Here is a 22,231-nt window from a genome sequence, read left to right as displayed (position 1 = left end):
ATCAGCGTTCGGCGCTGGCATCCCACAGCTCGGTCATCGCCTCCATGATCGCCTCGGCCTGACCCAGCCCGCCGAGATGACTCTCGCCGGACAGCGTGTACAGCTCGGCGTCGGGCAGCATCGACACCACGTGCCTGCCGTGCGCGAACGGCACGATGTGGTCCTTGTCGCCGTGCCACCAGCGCACGGGCACCTTCACCTCGTCCAGCCGGAAACCCCAGTCCCTGGCGAACACCACGACGTCGGCGAACGGGGCGGCGAGCTGTTTGCGGCTGCCGTTGAGCAGGTCGTCGAGGAACATCGCCTTGAACTCGGGACGCACCAGCAGCCGGCGGTCACCGGCGGGGGAGATCCCGGCATACAGGTACAGCGCCGGTTCGGCGACCGGCTTGATCAGCCGGATCAGCCCGGCGGCGACCATGCTCAGTGAGCTCCCGACGTGCTCGAGCACCGGGGCCACCGGCACCCCGACTTTGCCCATGATGCCGCCGCCGATCGCGTCGGCGCCCTGGGTCGGAGCGACACCGCCGAGCACGCCGACCGCGACGACCCGTTCCGGCATGGCGGCCGCGGCGCCCAGCGTGTACGGGCCGCCGCCAGACAGTCCGATGATCACCATCTTGCCGATGCCCAGGATGTCGGCGATGGACCGCAGATCGTCGGCGAAGTCGATCACGCGGGCGTAGGCGTGCGGGGTGGACGAACCGATGCCGGGCCGGTCCACGCCGATCAGCCGGATCCCGTTGTTCTCCGCGTACAGCCGGGCCTCGACCGGGATCTGGCGCCGCGCGCCGGGGGTGCCGTGCAGCCAGAAGATCGGCCGTCCCTGCGGGTCGCCGAACTCGGCGAACCCGATGCGGCGGTGCGTGCCCACGGCGACGTTGCCTTCGAGCTTGGGACGGGCGATGTCGAGAGCCATGCGCGACAGTGTCGCACGCGGGTGTCTGGGCGCCGTCAGTTCCGCCCGACCCACCCCGGCGGCCGACGACCGGCCCACGGCAGGGCGGTTTCCAATTGCGCGGCAAGTCTGAGCAGGACCGCCTCGTCGGGCGCCATCAGCTGCACGCCGATCGGTAGTCCGTCGTCGATGACCCCGAGGGGCAGGGACACCGCCGCCCATCCGGTCACGTTGGCGAGCGCCGTCCACCCTGTGGTGGCGAACTCGACGTCGAAGAACGCCCGCGTGGTGCCGCGCGGCTGATCCAGCAGCCGGTACGGCGGCGGCGAGGTCAGCAGCGTCGGAACCAGCAGCACGTCATGACCGGTCATCTGCGCCGCGAAGCGGCGGGTCTGCGCATGCACCGCCGCGATGGCCTCGGCGTAGGCGAGGCCCGTCGTGATGAACCCCTCGCGGATCATCACCCAGCTGCTCGGCTCGAACTCGTCCTCGTGCGGATCGCGGCCCAGGTGTTCCCGGGCCAGGGCGAACAGCGCGGCGTTGCTGACGGTGTGGAGCACGGCGATCGCGTCGGCCACGGCGTCGGCGTCGATGGTCGGGGCGCCCGGCTCGATCAGGTGGCCGAGGCCGGCGAGCGTCGCGGCGGTGTGCTCGACCGCGGCGACCACCGCGGGATCGGTGACCGGCCCGGGGAACGGCGACGAGGTGGCCATCAGGATGCGTTGCGGCGCAGGCGGTGTCGCGATGGCGCGCAGGAACGGCTCGGCGGGCAGCGGTGCCGAGTAGGGGTCACCGACACCGGCGCCGGTGACGGCATCGAGCAGTGCCGCGCTGTCGCGCACCGTCCGGGTCAGCGCATGCTCGTTGACGAGGCCTTCGAGCCCGTGCCCGGCGCCGGGCGCGAACGACGTGCGGGCGCGGCGCGGTTTGAGCCCCACCAGTCCGCAACACGACGCGGGAACCCGGATCGACCCGGTGCCGTCTCCGCCCGACGCGGCCGGCACGATGCCGGCGGCCACCGCCGCGGCCGACCCGCCGCTGGACCCGCCGGGCGTGATGTCCGGCGACCAGGGGTTGACCGTCGGCCCGAACAGCGACGGTTCGGTGGTGCAGTGGTTACCCCACTCCGGGGTGTTGGTCTTGCCGAAGATCACCAGGCCCGCGTCGAGATAGCGGTCGACGATCCACGCCGTCTGCTCGGCGACGTGGGTACGCAGCGCGCGCGACCCCATCGCCTCGGGCGCGCCGGCCAACGAGGCGCCCAGATCCTTGAGCAGGAACGGCACCCCGGCCAGGGGCCCGTGCTTCCCGGTGCGCAGCGCGCCGGAGGCATCCAGCGCGGCGGCGTCGGCCCGGGCGCGATCGAACAGGTCCGCGATCACCGCGTTCAGGGAGCGGCCTGCCTCGAGCCGCAGGATCGCGGCGTCGAGCAACTCGGTGGCGGTGACCTCGCCGGCGGCGGCCAGCTCGGCCTGACCGAGCGCGTCGTGGTCGGCGAGTTCGAACGCCGTGCGTGAGTCCATGACGCGGATCATCGCGGGCGCGGCACACCGCGGCAACTCCGCGGCGCTCAGCCGACCGCCGCGCCGTAGCCGACCCCGCCGAGGAACAGGGTCAGCGCGCAGAGCGCGAACGTGGCGAGCGCGTAGGGCCATGCGGTCGCGCGCCGGATGAGCGCCACGACGGTGAGCACCAGTCCGACCACGCCGACGCCGGCGGCGACCAGCAGCGCGGTGAACACCGCGTTGACCGCACCGTCGACGCTGCAGGTCTCGGGTGGGCAGTGATCGAGGAACGCCAGCGAGAACACCCCGAAGAACACCGCCGCGGCGCCCATCACCACGGTGAGCACGAGGACCACGATGGAGATCGCCACGTCGGCCCCGGACCGCGGTGCGGGCGGCCGGGGCGCCGGGTAGGTCACGAGGCGTCCTGGCCTGCGCGTCGGGCGGCCGTTTCACGATCCCGGCGGGTCACCGAGTCGGTGATCGCCAGCGCGACGAGGATGTCGGCGACGGTGATCAGCAGGCCCCACCAGTACATCCACCGGATGGTGGTGTCGGGCTGGGCGGCGAAGTAGACGAACAGGAAGATGGGTCCGACGATCCCGCACACGAACGTCATGAGCTGGATGCGCAGGTAGACCCACAGTGTCGACATCGGGCGACAGTGTCACCTCCCGCGCCGGACGCCGTCAACGCCCTGGTGCGGCAGCCGATGGTGAGACCCACTAACCTTGACGGTACTGTCGATTGCCCCGATCCCCGAGAGGACGGCTCCCATGCGCCGAATCGCCCGCGCCGCGGTGACCGCCGCGGCGCTGCTGGTCGCAGCCGGACCGATGCTGGCGGGCGCCGGCACGGCGTCCGGGGAGAGCGCGGGGGCCGTGATGCCGTTCGCCGAGAAGCTCCGCCGCTGCGATTTCAGCCAGATCAAGTACGTCGGCGGCTCGTACTACGGCCGCGCCACCGCGGTGCTGCGGACCGAGGGTGGCGACGTCGCCGCCGATGTCACGTTCTTCACCGGCGTGCCCAACACCCGCTACGACGTGCGGCTGATCCAGATGCCGCGCACCTCGGCGGCGGGGTGCGGGGACGGGGCGCCCGGAGTGGCGTCCGCCGCGCTGTTCACCGACGGGGCAGGTTCCGGCACGGTGACCGTGCGCGGACCGAGGATGCCCGGCGCGACAGGGGCGTGGTTGTCGCTGACCCGGCCCGCGAGCAACAGTCAGCAACCGGAGGAGTTCTACACCACGGACTTCATCGCGTCGCTGTAAGTCGCTGCCGCGCAGGGCCGCTCACGCCGGGACGACGACGGTGAGGTGATCGCCCTGGCGCTCGACGCGCATGCCCGCGCGGCGCGCGACCCCGGCGACGGCGGCCGCATCCGACGGCTCGGACCGGGTGGCGGCCAGCGCGCGTGCCAGCCGTCCCTTGTGCGCCTTGTTGAAGTGACTGACCACGCTGCGGCGACCGTCCGCGCGTTCGGCGACGACCTCGACGGTGACGGCGCCGGGGACCTTGCCCAGTCCCGCGTAGGACCCTGACCGCAGATCGACGACGAGTTCCCGCTCGGCCAGCCCGCTCAGCACGGGCTCGAGGGCCGGCCGCCAGCGCGCGGCCAGCGTGGGGCGTCCGGGCAGCCGCGAACCGGCCGAGAGCCGATAGGCCGGGATCGGGTCGTCGGCGCGGACGAGTCCGAACAGCGCCGAGACGACCGCGAGGCGCGCGGCGGCGCGGGCTGCCGACGCGCCGCGCAGCGAATCCACGTCCAACGCGTCGTACAGCACGCCGGTGTAGCGGTGCAGGGCGGGCATCGTGGGCGCCGAGCGCAGCGCCGCGTTGCGGTCGATCTCCGCGTCCTGACCGGCGGACAGGCCCAGCGCCGTGCGGCTGGCGTCCCTGTCGGCGGCCAGTCCGACGAGGTCGTCGATCAGCTCGGCCCGGACGGGATGCAGTTCCGGGGAGCTCAGCGCTTCGAGGTCCAGCGCGGGTCCGTCCCCGCCGGCGCGCTTGGTCTCCGACGGGGGCAGCAGGACGATCACGGCAGAGACGCTAGCGGGCGGTGCTCACCCCGCCGGCGGGGGCGGCGGCGGCAGCAGCGGGTCGCCGGGAGGGGGCGGCGGCGGGAGCAGCGGGTCGCCGGGCGGCGGCGGGGGCGGGGCCGGCGCCTCCTGGCCCATCAGCACGACCGGCGCGGGCGGTGGCGGGGGAGCCATCGGCGGCGAGAGCAGAGGGTCTGCTGGGGGCGGTACGTCGGCGGCCGCCGGCGCGGGCAGGTACATGTGGTGGGTGAACTGGCTCTGGTAGGCGCCACCACCGCCGACCTTGACGCCGCCGCCTTCGCCGGACGACACCGGGGTGCCGTCGGGCAGCGTCACGGCGGTGTGGCCGCGGTTCCAGCCGACCACCAGGGCACCGGGCTGGGTCCCGTACTGGAAGCCCCGTGCACGCAGTGCGCCCTCGATGTTGCCGGTGTTGAAGCGGTCACCGTAGACGGGCCTGCCGGTCGCGGCGTTCGTGACCCACGACACCAGGCCGGAGCAGTCGGTCCCGGACGGGGAGTCACCGCCGGAGATGTACGGCGTTCCCGACACCTGGTTGACGAGCGTCAAGAGTGTGGCGAGTTCATACATGCGGCCGGACGCTAGCAGAGGGTCTCTAATACGGCCAAAATCTGTGACGGCGGGCACAATACGTGCGCAAGCGCGCCGAATGTCACGAAAATGGTTGCGCGAGAGATCGATTCAGAAACTCACCAAAACTATCGAATGATGTTGCGAAGCAATGCTTTTGACGTCAGCGATGAGCAAGCAGCAGCGGGACGCGCTGCTCGGCCGGCGTCAGCGATCCGTGCTGACCCACCAGTGATGATTCGACGGGCTCGACGGTGCGGCGCAGCACCCCCGAGGTTCCCCGCGCGGCCACCACGATGTCACCGATCCGCGACCGGGCGTCGTCGGTGACCCGCTCGCCGAACCATCCCGCCGCGACCGCTTCCTCGCGTGTCACCACCCACGCCCGCGGCCCGAGGAATTCGCGCCAGGTGGCCAGCACGTCGGTGGATGCGCCGTCGCGGGTGTAGACGTGCCGTGCGCGCACCTCGCCGCCGAGGGCGACGACCCCGTCGTGCAGGCGCGGTTCGGCGTCGGCGTCCACCACGTCCTCGCCGAGAGCCACCATGCCGTGATCGGCCACCACGGCCAGCAGCCCGCCGCGCGGCAGGGCGTCGGCGATGGACTCGACCAGCAGGTCCACCTGCCGCAGCTGCATCCGCCACGCGTCGGATCCTGGGCCGTGCAGGTGCCCGACCAGATCCAGGTCGGCGTGGTAGGCGTAACAGAACCCGCGCTCGGCGATGGTGGTCCCGATCTCGGCCACCAGGTCGCCGATCGCATGGACACCCCGGTAGCGGCCGCCGCGCAGCACCGCCCGCGTCAGGCCCGAGCCGGCGAACTCCGCGGCGGAGATCACGCTGACCGCGACACCGGCCGAGGTGGCCCGCTCGAACACCGTCGCGCGCGGCTGCACCTGCTCCGGCACGGCGCGGTCGCGCAGATCGTCGCCCCACGGATGCGGACGCCACCGCAGCGCGTTGATCACGCCGACGTCGGGCAGCCGGAACGACATCCCCACCACGGCGTGCTCACCGGAACGGCACCCCGTGCCGACGGCGGCCAGCCCGGCCGCCGTCGTCGCCGGAAACCCCACGTGCAGGCTGGGTCCCCGCAGGCCGGCCAGGAACGGCGCGTCGGCGGTGTGCGCGTCGAGCAGGTCGGCTCCCAGGCCGTCGACGAGCAGCACACACGCCCCACCCACGTCATACGGCAGCGCGATGCGCGGCTCGAAGCCCGCGACCCCCATGGCCGCCAGCACCGACGGGGTCACGTCGGCGAGGTGCGCCGTCGTGGTGTCGGGCCGCGGGAGGTCCACCTCAGAACTGCGGCAGCCGGACCACCTGGACGAAGAACTCGTCGATCTGGCGGACCGCGTTCATGAACTGGTCGAGGTCGACCGGCTTGGTCACGTAGGCGTTGGCATGCAGCTTGTAGCTGCGCAGGATGTCCTCCTCGGCCGAGGAGGTGGTCAGCACGACGACCGGGATGTGGCTCAGGTCGGGGTCGGACTTGATGGTCTCGAGCAGCTGGCGCCCGTCGTACTTGGGCAGGTTCAGATCGAGCAGCACCAGGTCCGGCCGGGGCGCCCCCTCGTACTGTCCGCGCCGGTAGAGGAAGTCCAGACCCTCCTCGCCGTCGTGTGCGACGTGCAGATTGTTCTTGATCTTGTTGTGCTCGAAAGCTTCCCGGGTGATCAGCTCGTCTCCCGGGTCGTCCTCGATCAGCAGCACGTCGATGGCGCGTTCAGCGGGTGTCATGACGACGATCCTTCCAGTTGGGCAGCCGGGCTGTCGACGGCGACCGGCAGGGTGAACCGGAAGCGGGTGCCCTCGGTGTAGTCGTTGTCGATCCAGATCGTCCCGCCGTGGTGTTCGACGATCTTCTTGCACAGTGCCAGACCGATGCCGGTGCCCGTGTAGGCGTCCCGGCCGTGCAGCCGCTGGAAGATCACGAAGACCTTCTCGGAGAACTCCGCGGCGATGCCGATTCCGTTGTCCGTCACCGAGAACCACCATTCCTCGGTCTCACCGGATCCCCGTGCGCAGTCGATCACCACCGTGGGCGCCACGCCCTCGCGGCGGAATTTCACGGCGTTGCCCACCAGGTTCTGCCACAGCATCGTCAACAACGTCGGGTCGCCCTTGATCGTGGGCAGCCCCCCGGCCGGCCGCTCGATCACCGCGCCGGTCTCCTCGATCGACGTCGCCACGTTACTCAGCGCGGCGTCGAGCACCGTGTCGAGGTCGACGTCCGTCTCGGTGGCGTTGAGGCGGCCGACCCGCGAGAACGTCAGCAGGTCGTTGATCAGGATCTGCATGCGCTTCGCGCCGTCGACGGCGAACCCGATGTACTCGGTGCCCCGCTCGTCGAGCTTGTCGCCGTAACGCTTCTCCAGCAGCTGGCAGAAGGAGGCGACCTTGCGCAGCGGCTCCTGCAGATCGTGCGACGCCACATACGCGAACTGCTCGAGTTCGGCGTTGGAACGGCGCAACTCCTCGGCGTGCTCGTCGAGCGCCTCGGTGGCCGCCCGCGACGCCTCCAACTCCTCGACGATGCGCTGGCGCATGTTCTCCACGTCGATCGCGATCAACCGGATGTCCCGGGGACCCTGCGGCACGATCCGTTCACCGAAGTTCCCCTCGGCGACACGTCGGCACGCCGCGGCCAACCGGTTCAGCGGGCGCACCAGTGCGCGCCGCAGCAGCACCGCCAGGACCACCATCGTCGCGATGAACGCCACCAGCATCGCGATCAGCACCCCGTTGCGCCACGCGCTGATCGAATGCAGTTCGGCGAGGCCGTCGTTGCGGGCCTGCAACAGATTCGCGTTCTGGCGATCGAAAAGCACCCGCAGACGGTCGAATTCGGACTTCCCGACCTCGGTCAGCGCGGCGGAGACGGTGTTGCGCTGCCCCGGCTTCACCGCGGCGACGACGGGTTCGGCGTAGTTCGTCCGCCAGGACCCGGAGGCCTGCTCGATCTCGTCGAGATCGTCGAGCAGATCGGGCCGCTTCTGCTCGAACTGCCGCAGCGCGGCCGACGCCTGCGCCTCGACCTCACGGCCGCTGTTGTACGGCTCAAGGAACTGGGGGTCGGCGGCGATGACGTAGCCGCGGACCGCGGTCTCCTGGTCGCGCAGCGCGGCCTGCAGCTGGTAGGCCGCCACCCGCGCGGGTCCGACGTTGTTGGTGATCTGATTGGACACCTGATCGGTGCGGTGCAGCAGCACCGCCGTGGTGACAGCGCCGGCGAGCACCACCGCGGCCATGATCGACAGCACCAGGTACTGCCAGCCCTCGACCGTGAGAGCCCGCATCCCGCGTTGATCAGGACTCATCGCGTCCCGTCCTTTCCACCCGCACCACCGCGATGTCGTCGGCGATGCCGCCGTGGGAGTGGGCGCGGTCCTCGACGGAGGTGATCAGCGCCTCGACGAACTCCCGGCCGGGCAGGTGCGCCAGCGTCCGGGCCAGCTCCAGCAGGCCCGCCTCGCCGAGCCGTTCGTTGCCCCGCCCGACGTGCCCCTCGAACAGGCCGTCGGTGAGCAGCACCAGCCCCGCGCCGGGCGGCAGTTCCACCTGCTGCGGCGTCCAGTCCCCGGCATGCAGGCCCAGCGCGGGCCCGCCGGCCGGTTCCACCCACTCGACCGTGCCGCGCCCGTGCAGCAGCATGCCCGGGTGGCCCGCCCGGACCGCCGTCACCAACGACCCCTCCGGCGGGATGGCCAGGCTCAATACCGTGGCGAAGATGCCCTTGCCGGCCCGCTCGGCACGCAGGATCCGTTCGAGCTGCCGCATCCGGTCGGCACCGCGCAGCCCGGCGAACGTCAGCGCCCGCCACGCGATGCGCAGCGCCACCCCGAGCGCGGCCTCGTCGGGACCGTGGCCGGCGACGTCGCCGATCATCACGTGCACGGTGCGGTCGGGGGTCTGCACGAAGTCGTAGAAGTCCCCGCCGAGCAGCGCGTTCTGCCGGCTGGGCCGGTACTGGGTGACGATGTCGACACCCGGATCGTCGAGCAGCAGCGGCGAAGGCAGCAGACCGCGCTCCAGCCGGGCGTTCTCCCGTTCCCGCAACTGGGTGGCGTGCAGATCCACCGCGGTCAGCTCGGCGCGCTTGCGCTCGATCGCGTAGAGCACGGCCCGGCGCAGCGTCTCGGGATCGACGCGGCCCTTCACCAGATAGTCCTGCGCCCCCGAAGCCACCGCCACCGACGCGACGTGCTCGTCGTTCAGACCGGTGAGCACGACGACCGGAATCGTCGCGTCCCGTTCGGCGATGCGGGCCAGGCCGGCGATCCCGTCGGTGTCGTGCAGGTGCAGGTCCAGCAGCACGCAATCCGGGCGCGCCGTGGCGATCACCTGCTCGGCCTTGGCCATCGACTCGGCCCACACGACGCCGATGGCCACACCGGCGTCGGCGATCAATTCCTCGACCAGGATCGCGTCGGCCCGGTCGTCCTCGACGAGGAGCAGCGACAAGTGGCCACCGTCATCCGGGACGTGCATGCGTCCCGGCACTTTCCGTCGCGCCCCACCGCGCGCGCTGGCATGTTCGATTGACAATTTCCTGAGAATACCCGGGGCCCTCGACGCCGTGGACATCCTCCCGGCGGCGGCGTTGCGGCACGCGTTCTGCCAGCCCGCGCTGGTAGCCTGCGACCGGTCGCCGGCGTTTCCGTCGGGGGGAGGCGGCGAGCACCACCGCCCTTCCGGCCGACGTCGTCGACGACTGCTTCTGTTCTCGAGACGAAATGAGTCGTGTGCGCACCGGTGAGATCAAGGCCCTGTCGGGGCTGCGCATCGTGGCCGCCGTGTGGGTCGTCCTCTTCCATTTTCGTCCGCTGCTCGCCGAGGCGTCCCCGGGGTTCCGCGACGCGCTGGCCCCGGTGCTCAACGCGGGTGCCCAGGGCGTCGACCTGTTCTTCATCCTCAGCGGATTCGTCCTGACGTGGAACTACCTGGACCGGATGGGGGAGTCCTGGTCGACGCGGTCGACGCTGCGGTTCCTGTGGCTGCGGCTGGCGCGGGTGTGGCCGGTGTATCTGGTGACGATGCATCTGGCCGCGGCGTTCGCCGTGTTCACCCTCTATGTCGGCCGGTTCCCGCTGCCCCCGGACGTCATCGGGTCACTGAACGCCCTGAGCTGGCTCAAGCAGGTGCTGCTCGTTCAGCTGTGGTTCCAGCCGTTCTTCGACGGGTCGAGCTGGGACGGGCCGGCCTGGTCGATCAGCGCGGAGTGGCTGGCCTACCTGCTCTTCGGCGGGCTCGTGCTGGTGGTGTTCCGCATCGCCGCGGTGACGCGGGCGCGCGGGTTGATCTGGCTCGCGGTCGCGGCCGCGCTGGCCCCGACGCTTCTGCTGCTCGCCCACGGCGTCTTCTACACGCCGTGGAGCTGGCTGCCGCGGATCGTCATGCAATTCACCGCCGGGGCGCTGGCCTGCGCCGCGGTGCGCAGGCTGCAGCTGTCGGACCGCAGTCGGCAGGCCGCCGGCCTCGCGTCCGTCGCGCTCGTCGTCATCATCATCGGCGGGCTGTACCTGCTCGACGCGTACCCGCCCCAGGACATGCTCGATGCCGGCGGGCTGGTCGACGTGCTGTTCGTGCCGCTGGTCATCGCGCTGTCGATCGGGGCGGGCTCGCTGCCCGCCCTGCTGTCGACCCCGGTGATGGTGTACCTGGGCCACATCTCGTTCGGGCTGTACATGGTCCACGAGATCGTGCACACCGCGTGGAACTGGGCGATCCAGCAGTTCGGGATCACGCTGACGCCCAGCTGGTCGGCGAAGTTCGCGGTGCTCGGTCTCGTGCTGTTCGCCGGTGTGCTGGCTGCGCTGCTGTACCACGTCGTCGAAGAGCCCGCGCGCCGCTGGATGCGGAAGATGATCGAGCCGTCCACGCCGCGCGTCGCCCGTCCGTCGGACCCGCCGCAGGGCCGATTGCACCCGGTCACCGCACGGGCGGGATAACTGTTCGTGAACCGCGGCGAGTCGGCGTCGGGTCGGCGCGCGCGCACCCCTAGGCTGGTCCAGTGAGTCGTGTGCTGACGTGGATGCTCTCTGCCGCCATGCTTTTCGGCGCTCTGAGCGTGCCCGCCCCCGCGGTGACGCACCGCGAGGTTCGTGTTCTGGACTACGCCGTCAACCGGATCGCCGTGATCGGCGACTCGTATACGACCGGCAGCGATCAAGGCGGTAACGGTCCGCAGGGCTGGGCGCCGCAGGTGTGGCAGGCGCTCAGCGATCACGGCATCGCCGTCACGCCGACGGTCGCCGCCGAGGGCGGCGCCGGCTACTGCACGCGCGGCAACCGGGGCAGCGTGTTCGAGGACCTGACGGTGCGGGCCGTCAAACCCAACGATGCGCTGGTGGTGTTCTTCGGCTCCCGCAACGACATGAAGGTCGAGCCGACGCGGCTGTCGATCGCGATGTACGGCACGCTCAGTCTGGCCCGCCAGATCGCCCGCTCGGCGAAGATGCTGGTGATCGGACCGCCGTGGCCGACGGCCGATCCGCCACCGGAGGTGCTCCGCATCCGTGACGTGCTCGGCTACCAGGCCCAGTTGGCCGGGGCGACGTTCGTCGACCCGATCGCCGCACGGTGGTTCGTCGGCCGGCCGGAGCTGATCGGCCAGGACGGCGTGCATCCGACCGACGCCGGCCACACCTACATGGCCGAGAAGATCGCGCCGCTGATCGGCACCCAGCTCGCGCCGTACTGATGGCTGTTAGGGTGCGCTGATGATTCGCAACGTGGTGCTCGCGAAGCTCAAGGACGGCCACGACGCCGCCGAGGTGGCGCGAATCCAGGAGGGTCTGCGCGGCCTCGACCTCCCCGGCACGCTGAACTACACGGTCGGCACGGATGCGGGCCTGCGCGAAGGCAATTGGGACTTCGTCATCGTCGCCGACTTCGCCGACATCGACGCCTACCGCGGCTACGACGCCGACGCCGAGCACAACGCGCTGCGGGCGCGGCTGGCGCCGATGGTCGACCAGATCGCCCGGGCGCAGTTCGAGGTGCCCGCCGGCTAACGGCGCGCGTACCGGTCCACGAAGCCGCGCAGAATCGTCATCGGGTGAATGACGGTGCGTTGGCGCGCAGCGTCTTTGAGTGACTGCGCGGTCTCCGGGGCGAAGTAGCCGTGGTTCTTGTAGGCGTCGATGCGGGTGCACAGCCCGTCGACGTCGAGTTCGGGATGGAACTGGGTGGCGTAGACGTTGGCGCCCACCCGGAAGGCCTGCACCGGGCAGGCCGCCGAGGTGGCCAGCCGCGTGACGTGCGCGGGCAGCACCGACGCCGCCTCTTTGTGGCCGCCGAACGCGTCGAAGGTGTCGGGCAGCGGCGCGAACAACGGGTCGGCGCGGCCCTCGTCGGTCAGGTCGACGGTCACCGGCCCCACGGGTTCGCTGTGCGAGCGGTCGATGACGGCGCCCACCGCCGCGCCCAGCGTGCCGATGCCGTAGCAGCAGCCCAGGAACGGGAAGTCCGCCGCGATGACCGCGTCGAGCAGGTCGGCCAATTCGGCCTCAACCCGCCGCTGGGTGGGTGACTTCGCGGCCGGATCGTCGCTGACGGTGTAGGGCCCGCCGCCGAGGATGATGCCCGACCACTGGGACAGGTCGATGTCGCCGAGCTCGCGGTGGGTCAGCCCGATCCGTCGCAGCGTGTGCTCGTCGAGCCCGCCGAACCGCATCACCGCCCGGTACTCGTCGTCGGCGGCGTCGTCCTCGCCGCGGATCGACAGCAGCAGAAACGGGGCGGCGGCCACCGGTCAAGACTAGCCACGGGCTAGCTTTGTCGGTCAGTGAGAACACTCATCGATTTCGACGACGCACCGGTGTTCGCGGTCCCGACCGCCGACGGGCCGCGGGTGGGCGTGCTGGTGGACGGGCCGCAGGGCTGGGGCGAGTTCAGCCCGCCCCCGGACTGCGACGACGCGCTGGCCGCCCGCTGGCTGACGGCGGCGATGGAGCCGAGCACGGTCGGCTGGCCGGACGCGGTCCGCGGCCGGGTGCCGGTGAGCGACGGGCGTGCCCGCGCGGTGATCGAGGTCGACGATGTCGACCGGGCCGTGGCGCGGATCCGGGATGCCGAAGGTCTGGAGCTGGTGGAACTGGTCTGCAGTAGCCCCGCCGACGCGGCCGAGGTGCGGCGTCGGGTCGACGTGCCGGTCGCCGTGGAGGCCGATCTGTTGGGCGCCGATCCGCAGTGCGCCGACGCCGCGGTGCTGCGCTGCGGCGAACTCGGCGGCGTGCGGCGCGCGATGCGCCGGGCGGAGCGACTCGGGATGCCGGTGCTGGTGGAGTTCAGCGGGGCGACGAGCATCGGTCTGGCCGCCGACGTGGCGCTCGCCGCGGCGCTGCAGGACCTCCGCTATGCGTGCGGTCCGGTGCCGCAGTGGCTGCGCGACGGCGACGTCGTCTCGCCGGCGCGCTCGCTGATCCCGGCCGACGGGTACCTGCCGGCCGCGCCGATGCCGGCCGCGCCGGACCCGGCGCGGCTGGAACGCCTGCTCGTCACCGATGCGGCGACGGTGCAGCAGTGGCGCGCGCTGGTCCGCCGCGCCGCCGCCCTGCTGTAGCCCCACGCGTCTCACGCATCGACGTTGTGCACGCCCGCACTCGCACTTCGTGTGCAGAACGTGCAGGTGTGTGACTGGACGACGCGAAATTCCGTTGCGCCTGCCGGGTAGATCCGCGTTCACTGGTCACATGGACCACCCCGGCTGGCGATGGGCTCGGTTGTGGCAGAACGCCGTTGGTGGCACGTTCGGCCGCGACCGGGATCCCGCGGTGCCGCGCGCTCAGTCCTGCTTGCTGATCAGCCGGAGCAGGGCCTTGTGGTCGGGCGCGAGCAGTTCGTCGATGCGCGGCTGATTCACATCGGCGACGATGATCTCGCCGACCTCCTGATAGACGTCGCTGAAGATGCCGTGCGACTTCATCTTCTCGGTCTGATAGATGTTGTCCTCCGTCGGCGTCACGTAGTAGACGATCTCGGCCTTGAACCGGTGGATCAGCCACAGGTGGATCAGGTCCATCAGCCGCTTCTGGCGCAACTGCTCGGCGAAGGTGTTCTGGTCGCGCACGGTCAGGATGCTGCGGCCGTGCCGGTCCTTGATCGGGTCGACGACGACGTTGGCCAGCGGCTCCTCCCCGTCGCCGAGGATCTGCAGGTCCAGCACGTCCGACCCGGCCCGCCGCGGCCGCAGCTGCACGCGCAGCTTCTCCGGCAGTTGGTAGTGCTCGCTCCACAGCGCCAGCCACTCCTCGAGCAGCTTCTTGGGCACCTCGGTCTGCACCAGGTGCTGGTGCTGCGTGGAGCCCTTGCCCATCGACTTCGTCGTCGCGGTGCGCCCGGACGACGCGGCCAGCGCGGCGTCGCTGCGCGGGCCACCGACCAGAGTTTGCGGTGTGCGGTAGGGGGATTCGACCAGACGCATCTTCCGCTGCAGGCGGGCCAGCGCCAGCATGCCCTCCTGCCGCAGCGAGGTCGCGAACTCCTCGGACGCCACGCCGTCGACCTGATGGCCGCCGTAGGTGATGAAGTTGAAGACGAAGCCCATCTTCCCGATCTCCTCGGGGAACGCCCGCATCTCCTCGTCCGTCATGCCGGTGGTGTCCCAGTTGAACGACGGGGAGAGGTTGTAGGCGCACATCTTGTCCGGGTACACCGCGTGGATGGCGTCGGCGAACTGCTTGGCGTCGGCCAGGTCGGCGGTTTTGGTCTCCATCCACAGGATGTCGGCGAACGGGGCCGCCGCCAGGGACTTCGCGATCGCGTACGGGATGCCGCCGCGCACCTGGTAGTAACCCTCGGGCGTCTTGGCCCGCTCGCAGTCCCAGGCCGCGTCGGCGCCCAGCTCCTTGGCCTTCTCGCGGGCGTTGTACAGCGGGGCGCGTTCGGCGAAGGCACGCCACTCCGTGGCGCTCATCGTCGTCGATTCGCCCTCGCGCTCCCGGAATTCGAGCAGATCGGCCACGGCGCCGGCGTAGGTGTCGAGCCCGGCGTCGTCCTGCCAGGCGTCGACGAAGCGGGACTCGACCGTGTCGAACGCCGCGTCGAGCGACGGCTCGGCGCCGTCCTGCCAGGCGGCGGCGGTCTGGTCGATCAGGGCCAGCACGCCCTGGCGTTCCAGCCACGCCTCGGCGATGGCGTACTCGCCGTCGGGCAGCGCATAGAGCAGGTGACCGTTCAGTTCGGTCACGCCCTGGTTGTAGAAGCGCCGCACCATGGCCAGGAAGCAGGACTTGTACGACGGGATCTTCAGGTTGGTCACACCGAGCAGGAACGGCTGGTCGCGCTCGTCGGCGCGGCTGTCGATCAGGTTGGCCGCCTCGGCGTCGGTGCGGGCGACGATGATGCCGGGCACCCGCATGATGTCGAGCTGGAATCGGGCGGTGTTGAGCCTCTTGATCTGCTCGTCAGAGGGCACCAGCACCTTGCCGCCCTGGTGGCCGCACTTCTTGGTGCCGGGACGCTGGTCCTCGATGTGGTAGCCCGGCACGCCGTTCTCGACGAAGCGGCGGATCAGGTTGCGGACGTGCGGATCGCCGCCGTGGCCGGTGTCGGCGTCGGCGATGATGAACGGCCGGTAGTCGTAGGCGGGGGTGGCCGCGCGCTGCTCCTCGGTCATCTGCAGACGCAGGTACTGCTGGTTTCGGTCGGCGGTCAGCAGCGCCCGGACGATGCCGGCGGCTTCCTCGGGCACCTGGCTGAGCGGATAGCTCGCCAGGTCAGGGCCCGGGTCCTCGCTGATCGACCCCTTCGCCGAGGTGGCCCAGCCGCCGAGGTAGATGCCCTCGATGCCCATCCGCTTCATCACCACCGCCTGGCCGGGGGAGTACGGCCCGAAGGTGGTGATGCTCTTGCCACGCGAGTACAGCTCCCGCAGGTGCGGATAGAACGCGGTGGCCGCCTCCCGCGCGACGGGATAGTCGGCAGGGATCGTGCCGCGCTGCTCGGCGACCTGCCGCGCGGTGTAGAGGCGGATGATGCCCTCGAAGCGGGGGCTGTCGAAATAGCGTTGCGTCTCTGCGACGTCGTGTTCGAACGGCGTCTCAGGCTGAAGGTCGGCTTCGATGATGGCCATGACCCGAAGCCTAGATCCCGGGGTGGCCTCGGCGAGGCTACTTGGTGCCGAAGATGCGATCGCCGACGTCACCGAGCCCGGGCAGGATGTAGCCGTTGCCGTCGAGTTGGCGGTCGACGGCCGCGGTGTAGATCGGCACATCGGGGTGCGCCTGCGTCATCGCCGCGATGCCTTCCGGGCACGTCACCAGGCAGACGAACTTCACCGACTTGGGGTTGCATTCGCGCACCCGCTCCACCGCGGCGACGGCCGAGTTACCGGTGGCCAGCAGCGGGTCGAGCACCACCACGTCGCGCTCGGCCAGATCGCCGGGCATCTTGAAGTAGTACTCCACGGTGACAAGCGTTTTCGGTTCGCGGTAGAGCCCGATGTGGCCGACCCGGGCCGACGGCACCACGTCGAGCATGCCGTCGAGGATCCCGGTGCCCGCGCGCAGCACCGAGACGAACACGAGCTTCTTGCCGTCGATCACGTTGCCGGTGGTCGACTCCATCGGCGTGTCGACCGCGACCTCGTGCATGCCGATGTCACGCAGCACCTCATAGGCCATCAGCGCCGACACCTCGTGCACCAGTCGGCGGAAAGTGTTGGTGGAGGCGTCCTTTCGCCGCATCAGCGTGATCTTGTGCTGGACCAGCGGATGGTCGACCAGGTGCACTCCGGACGTCGACGTCATCTAGAACACCGTCCCATCACTGGTGATCGACAGCGGCGGCAGCCCGCCGCGTAACCGCTGGGCCACGGCGCGGCCCGCCGCCCAGGTACCGCCTTCGAGGACGCAGGCCAGCGGCAGGTGCGCCGCGTCGGCGCCGAGCCGGGCGCGCACCAGCGGCGCCAGCTCGTCGAGCAGCGCCACCGTCAGCCCGCGCCACTCGACCACGGGTTCGTCGGCCGGGGTCCACGCGCGCTCGGCGTCGGCGGGATCGCGCAGCCGCAGCACCCCGGTGTCGAGCAGCAGGCCGCCGTTGCGGTATTCGGGCAGCCCGGTGAGCGCCTCCACCCCGGTGACCGTCACCCCGGCCCAGCGCAGGGGTTCGATCAGCGAGTAGGTCAGCCACTGCGACAGCTTGTGAAAGGGCAGCCAGCCCGCCGTCAGCCCCGGGCCGTCGACGGCGTCGTGGCGCCAACAGTCACCCAGTGGCACGTCGCCGATCATGTTGCGCGAGGGCCAGATTCGGGACATCGAGGTCAGCAGCGCGGCCAGCAGGTCGTGCGCGTCGACGACGCCCGACGAGGCGGACGACGTGTCGAACAGGCCTCCGGGACGGCCCGCTTCGCCGAAGAACTCCGGCTGGTCGGCCAGCGCATCGCCCAGCCGGCGCAGCAGGTGCACCCGACCGTCGAGGCCAACCAGCGGATTGACCGGGCTCACCTGCAGGGCTGTGGCGAGGTGGTCGACGGTGAGCGTGCGCAGCGCCGCGGCGTCCACCTGCAGCGGCCGCCCAGGGTCGCTGGAGAACGTCCCGGCGAGGAACGCGTGCCAGCTGGCGACCGCGAGACCTTCCGAGCGGGTGTAGCGGACGCCGTTCTCGACGAACCCCCAGTCGGCGCCGGCACCCGCGTCGAGCAGCACGCTGACCACGGTGAGGTCGATCATCGCGCGGGCGCGCTCGCGGGTGTCGGCGCCGTCGAGCAGGACGTCGAGGTCTGCGCGACGGTCCACCCCGCCGGCCTCGAAGTGACGCCACCGGCTGTGCAGCGGGATGTCGAGGTCGGGGTACCGGGTTCGGGTGAGCGTGGCGACGTCGTCGGCGGCGCCCCCCAGCGCGTCGTCGTCGACGGCGAACCAGCGGGACTCACCCGCGCGGGCCCGCTCGAGCAGCAGCGCCGAGCGCGTCCGCACCGCAGTCGTGGTGCGCAGCGCCTCCACGGCGTCGGCGGGCACGGTCATCCGTGCAGCCCCCTGCCTTTCACGCGCTTGAGGTCGTCGGCGTCGGGGACCTCGCCGGGGGTGTAGTAGCCGGCGGCCATCTTGGCGTCCATCTCCACGCGGGCGTCGGCGGGAATCAGCTCGTCGGGGATCGACACCCGCTCGCCGACCTCGATCCCGGCGCCGGTGATCGCGTCGTACTTCATGTTGCTCATCGACACCAGCCGGTGGATCTTCGTGACACCCAGCCAGTGCAGCACGTCGGGCATCAGCTCCTGGAACCGCATGTCCTGCACTCCGGCAACGCATTCCGTGCGGGCGAAGTACTGGTCGGCGGTGTCACCGCCGGCCTGCCGCTTACGGGCGTTGTAGACCAGGAACTTCGTCACCTCGCCGAGCGCGCGGCCTTCCTTGCGGGAGTAGGAGACCAGGCCGACGCCGCCCCGCTGGGCGCCCATGATGCATTCCTCGATCGCGTGGGTGAGATAGGGCCGGCAGGTGCAGATGTCGGAGCCGAACACGTCGGAGCCGTTGCACTCGTCGTGTACCCGCGCGGTCAGCTCGACCGCCGGGTCGGCCAGGTGTGCCGGGTCGCCGAAGATGTACACCGTCTGACCGCCGATCGGCGGGAGGAACACCTCCAGGTCGGGGCGGGTCACCAGCTCGGGATACATTCCGCCGGTCTCTTCGAAAAGCACACGGCGCAAATCGTTTTCGGTGCAGCCGAAGCGTGCGGCCACACCGGGCAGGTGCCAGACGGGTTCGACGGCGGCCTTGGTGACCTGCGCGGCGCCGGTCGGCAGCAGAACCCGGCCGTCCGGCGCGAGCCGGCCCTTACCGAGCGCGTCGCCGATCTCCGGCAGGATGACCTGCGCCTTGGTGACCGCGATGGTGGGGCGGATGTCCATGCCTGCGGCGATCTCGGCGGCGAACGCCTCGGTGACCGTCGCCCCCCAGGGATCCAGGCTGACGATGGTCGCGGGGTCGCCCCACTGCGGATACGGCCCGATCCGGTCGGTCGGCGCGGTGTCGGTGAGGTCGGCGCGATGGTCGGGGGACAGCTTGCCGGCCGCGACCGCCAGCGCCCGGTAGACGCCGTACGCGCCGCTGTGGGTGCCGATGACGTTGCGGTGCGCCCGGGCGGTGGTGCCGACGACGGGTCCGCGCGCGGCCGGGGTGGGGGCTCCCCAGTGCACTGCCGGCGCGTCGGTGCCACCGCTGTGCGACGTCAGTCGGACGTGGCCGGTGGGCATCGGTCTCCTTCGCTGGGGTGCTGCGTCAGGTCGTGAGGACTGCGGTAGGTCGTGGGGAAGGAGCCAGCTTAGTCACTGCGTGGCGGATGCGCCCGTGGTCGGCGCCGGCCACGCCTCGCGGCGGTGTGCGGCGTCGAAGAACATCCACTCGTAGCGAGCGGTGGTGACGAAGTGGGCACGGGCGGCGGCTTCGCCGGGTGCGGTGAGCGTCGGTCCCACCCGGTCGGCCAGCTCGAGTACCTCGGTGACGGTCGCGGCGAATTCGTCGCCGCCGTAACTGTCGATCCAGCTCTGGTAGCGCGCGTCGGGCGAACCGCGGTGTGCCAGTTCGGCACCCACCTCGGCGTAGATCCAGTAGCACGGCAGCACCGCGGCGAGCCCGTCGGCGAATCCGCCGTCGTAGACCGTGGCGATCAGATAGCTGTTGTAGGCCTGCGTGGTCGGGGCGACGGGAACGCGGTCGACGGCGTCGGGGGACAGGCCCAGTGCAGGCAACAGCTCACCGTGCAGCGCCAGTTCGACGTCGAACACCTCGGCGGCGTGCCGGGCGAACAGCGCGGTGTCGGCCAGCGTGGGGGCCTTGGCGCCGACGACGGCCAGCGCGCGAGCGTAGGCGCGCAGGTAGTGCACGTCCTGGGCGACGTAGTGGACGAAAGCGTCCGCGTCGAGCGTGCCGTCGGTGAGCCCGGTGACGAAGGGGTGGGCGGTGATCGCGGCGAAGATCCCGTCGATGTCGGCCCACAGCCGCGAGGTCCAGGAGTCCGGCCGCCCGGATCCGATGCGGGGCGGCGCCGGCGAGATCGATGTCATGCTCGCCATCCTGTCAGCGATGAGTTCCGGGCGCGGGCCCGGTCAATCCCGGTGACCCTCTGTGACATCGCTGACAGGATGACCCGATGATCGAAACGACCGCCCGCCCACCCGTCGTCGACGCCGACACCTGGCGCGCCCAGCTCGCCGAGCTGCGGGCCCGGGAGAAGGCCGCCACCCGCGAGCTCGACGCGATCGCCGCCCAGCGACGCCGCCTGCCGATGGTCGAGATGCCGGACTACACGCTGATCGGCGCCGACGGCCCGGTCCGGCTCGCCGACATCTTCCAGGGCCGCTCGCAGCTGATCGTCTACAACCACATGTGGAACGACGGCGACACGTGGCAGTGCGGCGGCTGCACCGGCTACACCTCCCAGTTCACCCGGCTCGGCTTCCTCGACAACTACGACGCGCGGTTCGTGATCGTGACGTCGGGCCCCATCGAGGAGGCGCTGGCCTACAAGCGCCGGGTGGGCAACGCGATGGAGTGGTACTCGTCGTCGCAGAGTCCGTTCGCCGCCGACGTCGACGCCGCCCCCGGTGAGGGCTTCGCCGTCAACGTGTTCCTGCGCGACCCGGATCCGACCAAGGACACCGTCTACCGCACCTGGCACACCAACGGCCGCGGCACCGAACAGCTCAGTCATTCGTTCGCGCTGATCGACATCCTGCCGTGGGGCCGCCAGGAGGAGTGGCAGGATTCGCCCGAGGGCTGGCCGCAGCGGCCCACGTATTCGGGGTGGGCGTCGTCAGAGGACATCGCGCGCGCCTACGGCGACCCCGAGGGCGCCTGACCCGGCCGCGACGAAACCGGTCGCGCTTGGCACACTGTGCGCATGGCACAGATAACTTTGCGCGGAAACCCGATCAACACCGTCGGAGAGCTGCCCGCCGTCGGTTCGCCGGCGCCCGGCTTCTCCCTGACCGGAACCGATCTCGGCGCGGTCGGCGACGATCAGTTCCGCGGCAAGCCGCTGCTGCTCAACATCTTCCCGTCGGTCGACACCCCGGTGTGTGCGGCCAGCGTGCGCACGTTCAACGAGCGCGCCGCGGCCGCCGGTGGCGCGGTGCTGTGCGTGTCGAAGGATCTGCCGTTCGCCCAGAAGCGGTTCTGCGGGGCCGAGGACATCGAGAACGTGACCCCGGCGTCGGCCTTCCGCGACAGCTTCGGCGAGGACTACGGCGTCACGATCACCGACGGCCCGATGGCCGGGCTGCTGGCCCGCGCCGTCGTCGTGGTCGGTGCGGACGGCAACGTCGCCTACACCGAACTGGTGCCCGAGATCGGTCAGGAGCCCGACTACGACGCGGCGCTGGCTGCGCTGGGGTCGTGACGCGCGACACACCCTAGAGGGCGACTCGCCGACGTAGGTCACTGTTCGGTCCCGGTCCCGCATCTCTTGGTTCACCGTCCTGCGACGACGTAAATACACCAGTTCAGGTGGTGTAGAAGTGGTCATAGTGACTGTTGTTAATCAATGAGGTCCAGCGCCCGCGCGGTGCTGGCGGCTGGAAAGCGGTGGAAGTGCCATGCGACGCGTCCGTGTGTTTGTAGTCCTCATGCTCGGTTTCGCCCTGCTCGCGGCGACGCCGGGCCTGGCGGCGGCTCAGCCCACGCGATCGGCGACGAACCAGAAGGCGGTCGAGATCGTGATCGCCCGTGCGCTCTCGCAGCGCGGCGTCCCGTTCGCCTACGGTGGCGGCGGCGCGTCGGGCCCGAGCAAGGGCACTGCGGCGGCTCCCACCGCCGATCCGGCGCAGCCCGATCAGGCCGGGGTCGACGCGTCGGCGCTGGATCTGACGACGCCGGGCCTGAACCTGCCGGCCGCCGTTCCGGCGCCGGCGCCCGCCCCGCGGGTGGAGGTCGTCGGCTTCGACGCCTCCGGCCTGATGGTCTACGCCTACGCCGGCGTGGGTGTGAAGCTGCCGCGGTCCTCGGGCGAGATGTACAAGGTGGGCCAGAAGGTCATGCCGTCGCTCGCACTGCCCGGTGACCTGTTGTTCTACGGCCCCGAGGGCACGCAGAGCGTGGCGCTGTTCATCGGCAACGGGAAGATGGTCGAGACCACCGATTCCGGGGTCGCGGTCTCCGACGTGCGCACCAAGGACATGACGCCCTACCTGGTGCGTATCATCGCCTGACCGGTTGCGGCCCTTGGTGATTCGGACCCGGCACGGCACCATGCCCG

General features: G+C 70.8%; 24 protein-coding genes. 8 read left to right on the top strand and 16 right to left on the bottom strand.

The features are described from left to right. Position 1: 1 nt before the first annotated feature. The 4 genes from MCHLDSM_RS16610 to MCHLDSM_RS16595 are packed head-to-tail and all read right to left on the bottom strand — an operon-like array spanning position 2 to position 3,058. Entirely contained in the window at positions 2–919 is a 918-nt protein-coding gene (locus tag MCHLDSM_RS16610) for an alpha/beta fold hydrolase (RefSeq protein ID WP_048471179.1), read from the bottom strand. A 35-nt stretch (positions 920–954) separates the two neighbouring features. Then, positions 955–2,421: an amidase gene (locus tag MCHLDSM_RS16605; RefSeq protein ID WP_048471061.1), complete on the bottom strand. Its 1,467-nt coding sequence runs from the start codon at positions 2,419–2,421 to the stop codon at positions 955–957. A 47-nt stretch (positions 2,422–2,468) separates the two neighbouring features. Next, a complete protein-coding gene (locus MCHLDSM_RS16600) occupies positions 2,469–2,822 on the bottom strand; it encodes a hypothetical protein (protein WP_053083008.1) in 354 nt (117 codons plus the stop codon). Next, entirely contained in the window at positions 2,819–3,058 is a 240-nt protein-coding gene (locus MCHLDSM_RS16595) for a hypothetical protein (RefSeq protein ID WP_048471060.1), read from the bottom strand. The genes MCHLDSM_RS16600 and MCHLDSM_RS16595 overlap by 4 nt, the downstream gene beginning before the upstream one ends. A 121-nt stretch (positions 3,059–3,179) precedes the next feature. Between MCHLDSM_RS16595 and MCHLDSM_RS16590 the strand changes: the two genes are divergently transcribed. Next, positions 3,180–3,674, top strand: coding sequence for a hypothetical protein (locus MCHLDSM_RS16590; protein ID WP_048471059.1), 495 nt, complete (start codon positions 3,180–3,182; stop codon positions 3,672–3,674). Positions 3,675–3,695: 21 nt separating this feature from the next. Here the strand turns inward: MCHLDSM_RS16590 and yaaA are convergent, their stop codons facing one another. The 6 genes from yaaA to MCHLDSM_RS16560 all read right to left on the bottom strand — a co-directional run bounded on the left by yaaA (position 3,696) and on the right by MCHLDSM_RS16560 (position 9,523). After that, complete coding sequence (gene yaaA, locus MCHLDSM_RS16585) at positions 3,696–4,442, bottom strand: peroxide stress protein YaaA (RefSeq protein WP_048471058.1); 747 nt, start codon at positions 4,440–4,442, stop codon at positions 3,696–3,698. 24 nt (positions 4,443–4,466) lie between these two features. Continuing rightward, a complete protein-coding gene (locus MCHLDSM_RS16580; RefSeq protein ID WP_048471057.1) occupies positions 4,467–5,033 on the bottom strand; it encodes a glycoside hydrolase in 567 nt (188 codons plus the stop codon). Between the two features lie 163 nt (positions 5,034–5,196). Then, positions 5,197–6,330, bottom strand: coding sequence for an alkaline phosphatase family protein (locus MCHLDSM_RS16575; protein ID WP_048471056.1), 1,134 nt, complete (start codon positions 6,328–6,330; stop codon positions 5,197–5,199). Between the two features lies 1 nt (position 6,331). Continuing rightward, positions 6,332–6,772, bottom strand: coding sequence for a response regulator (locus MCHLDSM_RS16570; protein ID WP_048471055.1), 441 nt, complete (start codon positions 6,770–6,772; stop codon positions 6,332–6,334). After that, positions 6,769–8,352, bottom strand: coding sequence for a sensor histidine kinase (locus MCHLDSM_RS16565; RefSeq protein ID WP_048471054.1), 1,584 nt, complete (start codon positions 8,350–8,352; stop codon positions 6,769–6,771). Before MCHLDSM_RS16565 ends, MCHLDSM_RS16570 begins: the two co-directional genes overlap by 4 nt. Continuing rightward, complete coding sequence (locus MCHLDSM_RS16560; protein WP_048471053.1) at positions 8,342–9,523, bottom strand: PP2C family protein-serine/threonine phosphatase; 1,182 nt, start codon at positions 9,521–9,523, stop codon at positions 8,342–8,344. The genes MCHLDSM_RS16565 and MCHLDSM_RS16560 overlap by 11 nt, the downstream gene beginning before the upstream one ends. A gap of 245 nt (positions 9,524–9,768) precedes the next feature. Between MCHLDSM_RS16560 and MCHLDSM_RS16555 the strand changes: the two genes are divergently transcribed. The 3 genes from MCHLDSM_RS16555 to MCHLDSM_RS16545 all read left to right on the top strand — a co-directional run bounded on the left by MCHLDSM_RS16555 (position 9,769) and on the right by MCHLDSM_RS16545 (position 12,048). Continuing rightward, the gene (locus tag MCHLDSM_RS16555) at positions 9,769–10,983 is read left to right on the top strand and encodes an acyltransferase family protein (RefSeq protein WP_048471052.1); all 1,215 of its coding nucleotides are present in this window, start codon (positions 9,769–9,771) and stop codon (positions 10,981–10,983) included. A gap of 62 nt (positions 10,984–11,045) precedes the next feature. Beyond that, positions 11,046–11,735: an Rv0518 family GDSL lipase gene (locus tag MCHLDSM_RS16550; protein WP_048471051.1), complete on the top strand. Its 690-nt coding sequence runs from the start codon at positions 11,046–11,048 to the stop codon at positions 11,733–11,735. Between the two features lie 19 nt (positions 11,736–11,754). Next, on the top strand, positions 11,755–12,048 hold the full coding sequence (locus MCHLDSM_RS16545; protein WP_048417355.1) for a Dabb family protein: 294 nt from the start codon (positions 11,755–11,757) through the stop codon (positions 12,046–12,048). Here the strand turns inward: MCHLDSM_RS16545 and MCHLDSM_RS16540 are convergent. Beyond that, positions 12,045–12,785, bottom strand: coding sequence for a glutamine amidotransferase (locus MCHLDSM_RS16540; protein ID WP_048471050.1), 741 nt, complete (start codon positions 12,783–12,785; stop codon positions 12,045–12,047). The genes MCHLDSM_RS16545 and MCHLDSM_RS16540 overlap by 4 nt on opposite strands. A 36-nt stretch (positions 12,786–12,821) precedes the next feature. Between MCHLDSM_RS16540 and MCHLDSM_RS16535 the strand changes: the two genes are divergently transcribed. Then, a complete protein-coding gene (locus tag MCHLDSM_RS16535) occupies positions 12,822–13,598 on the top strand; it encodes an O-succinylbenzoate-CoA synthase (protein ID WP_048471049.1) in 777 nt (258 codons plus the stop codon). A 222-nt stretch (positions 13,599–13,820) separates the two neighbouring features. On the opposite strand, the gene aceA is transcribed toward MCHLDSM_RS16535, so the two are convergent. The 5 genes from aceA to tenA all read right to left on the bottom strand — a co-directional run bounded on the left by aceA (position 13,821) and on the right by tenA (position 20,042). After that, positions 13,821–16,109, bottom strand: coding sequence for an isocitrate lyase ICL2 (gene aceA, locus MCHLDSM_RS16530; RefSeq protein WP_048471048.1), 2,289 nt, complete (start codon positions 16,107–16,109; stop codon positions 13,821–13,823). A 37-nt stretch (positions 16,110–16,146) separates the two neighbouring features. Continuing rightward, entirely contained in the window at positions 16,147–16,785 is a 639-nt protein-coding gene (upp, locus tag MCHLDSM_RS16525) for a uracil phosphoribosyltransferase (protein ID WP_048471047.1), read from the bottom strand. Beyond that, positions 16,786–18,000 (bottom strand): URC4/urg3 family protein, encoded by a 1,215-nt coding sequence (locus tag MCHLDSM_RS16520; RefSeq protein ID WP_048471046.1) that lies wholly within the window; start codon positions 17,998–18,000, stop codon positions 16,786–16,788. After that, complete coding sequence (locus MCHLDSM_RS16515; RefSeq protein ID WP_048471045.1) at positions 17,997–19,232, bottom strand: GTP cyclohydrolase II; 1,236 nt, start codon at positions 19,230–19,232, stop codon at positions 17,997–17,999. Before MCHLDSM_RS16515 ends, MCHLDSM_RS16520 begins: the two co-directional genes overlap by 4 nt. Before the next feature lie 72 nt (positions 19,233–19,304). Beyond that, positions 19,305–20,042 carry a thiaminase II gene (tenA, locus tag MCHLDSM_RS16510; RefSeq protein ID WP_048471177.1) on the bottom strand — a complete coding sequence of 246 codons (738 nt, stop codon included), beginning with the start codon at positions 20,040–20,042 and terminating at the stop codon, positions 19,305–19,307. An 86-nt stretch (positions 20,043–20,128) separates the two neighbouring features. Between tenA and MCHLDSM_RS16505 the strand changes: the two genes are divergently transcribed. The 3 genes from MCHLDSM_RS16505 to ripD all read left to right on the top strand — a co-directional run bounded on the left by MCHLDSM_RS16505 (position 20,129) and on the right by ripD (position 22,184). Then, positions 20,129–20,836: a DUF899 domain-containing protein gene (locus tag MCHLDSM_RS16505; protein WP_048471044.1), complete on the top strand. Its 708-nt coding sequence runs from the start codon at positions 20,129–20,131 to the stop codon at positions 20,834–20,836. A gap of 42 nt (positions 20,837–20,878) precedes the next feature. Further along, complete coding sequence (tpx, locus tag MCHLDSM_RS16500; RefSeq protein WP_043409562.1) at positions 20,879–21,376, top strand: thiol peroxidase; 498 nt, start codon at positions 20,879–20,881, stop codon at positions 21,374–21,376. Positions 21,377–21,572: 196 nt separating this feature from the next. Continuing rightward, on the top strand, positions 21,573–22,184 hold the full coding sequence (ripD, locus tag MCHLDSM_RS16495; RefSeq protein WP_048471043.1) for an NlpC/P60 family peptidoglycan-binding protein RipD: 612 nt from the start codon (positions 21,573–21,575) through the stop codon (positions 22,182–22,184). The last annotated feature ends 47 nt before the right edge of the window (positions 22,185–22,231 follow it).

The sequence above is a fragment of the Mycolicibacterium chlorophenolicum genome, from assembly GCF_001044235.1.
GTDB classification, from domain to species: domain Bacteria; phylum Actinomycetota; class Actinomycetes; order Mycobacteriales; family Mycobacteriaceae; genus Mycobacterium; species Mycobacterium chlorophenolicum.
Note: the sequence above shows the minus strand (reverse complement) of the source record. Positions and strands in the feature narration are given on the sequence as shown.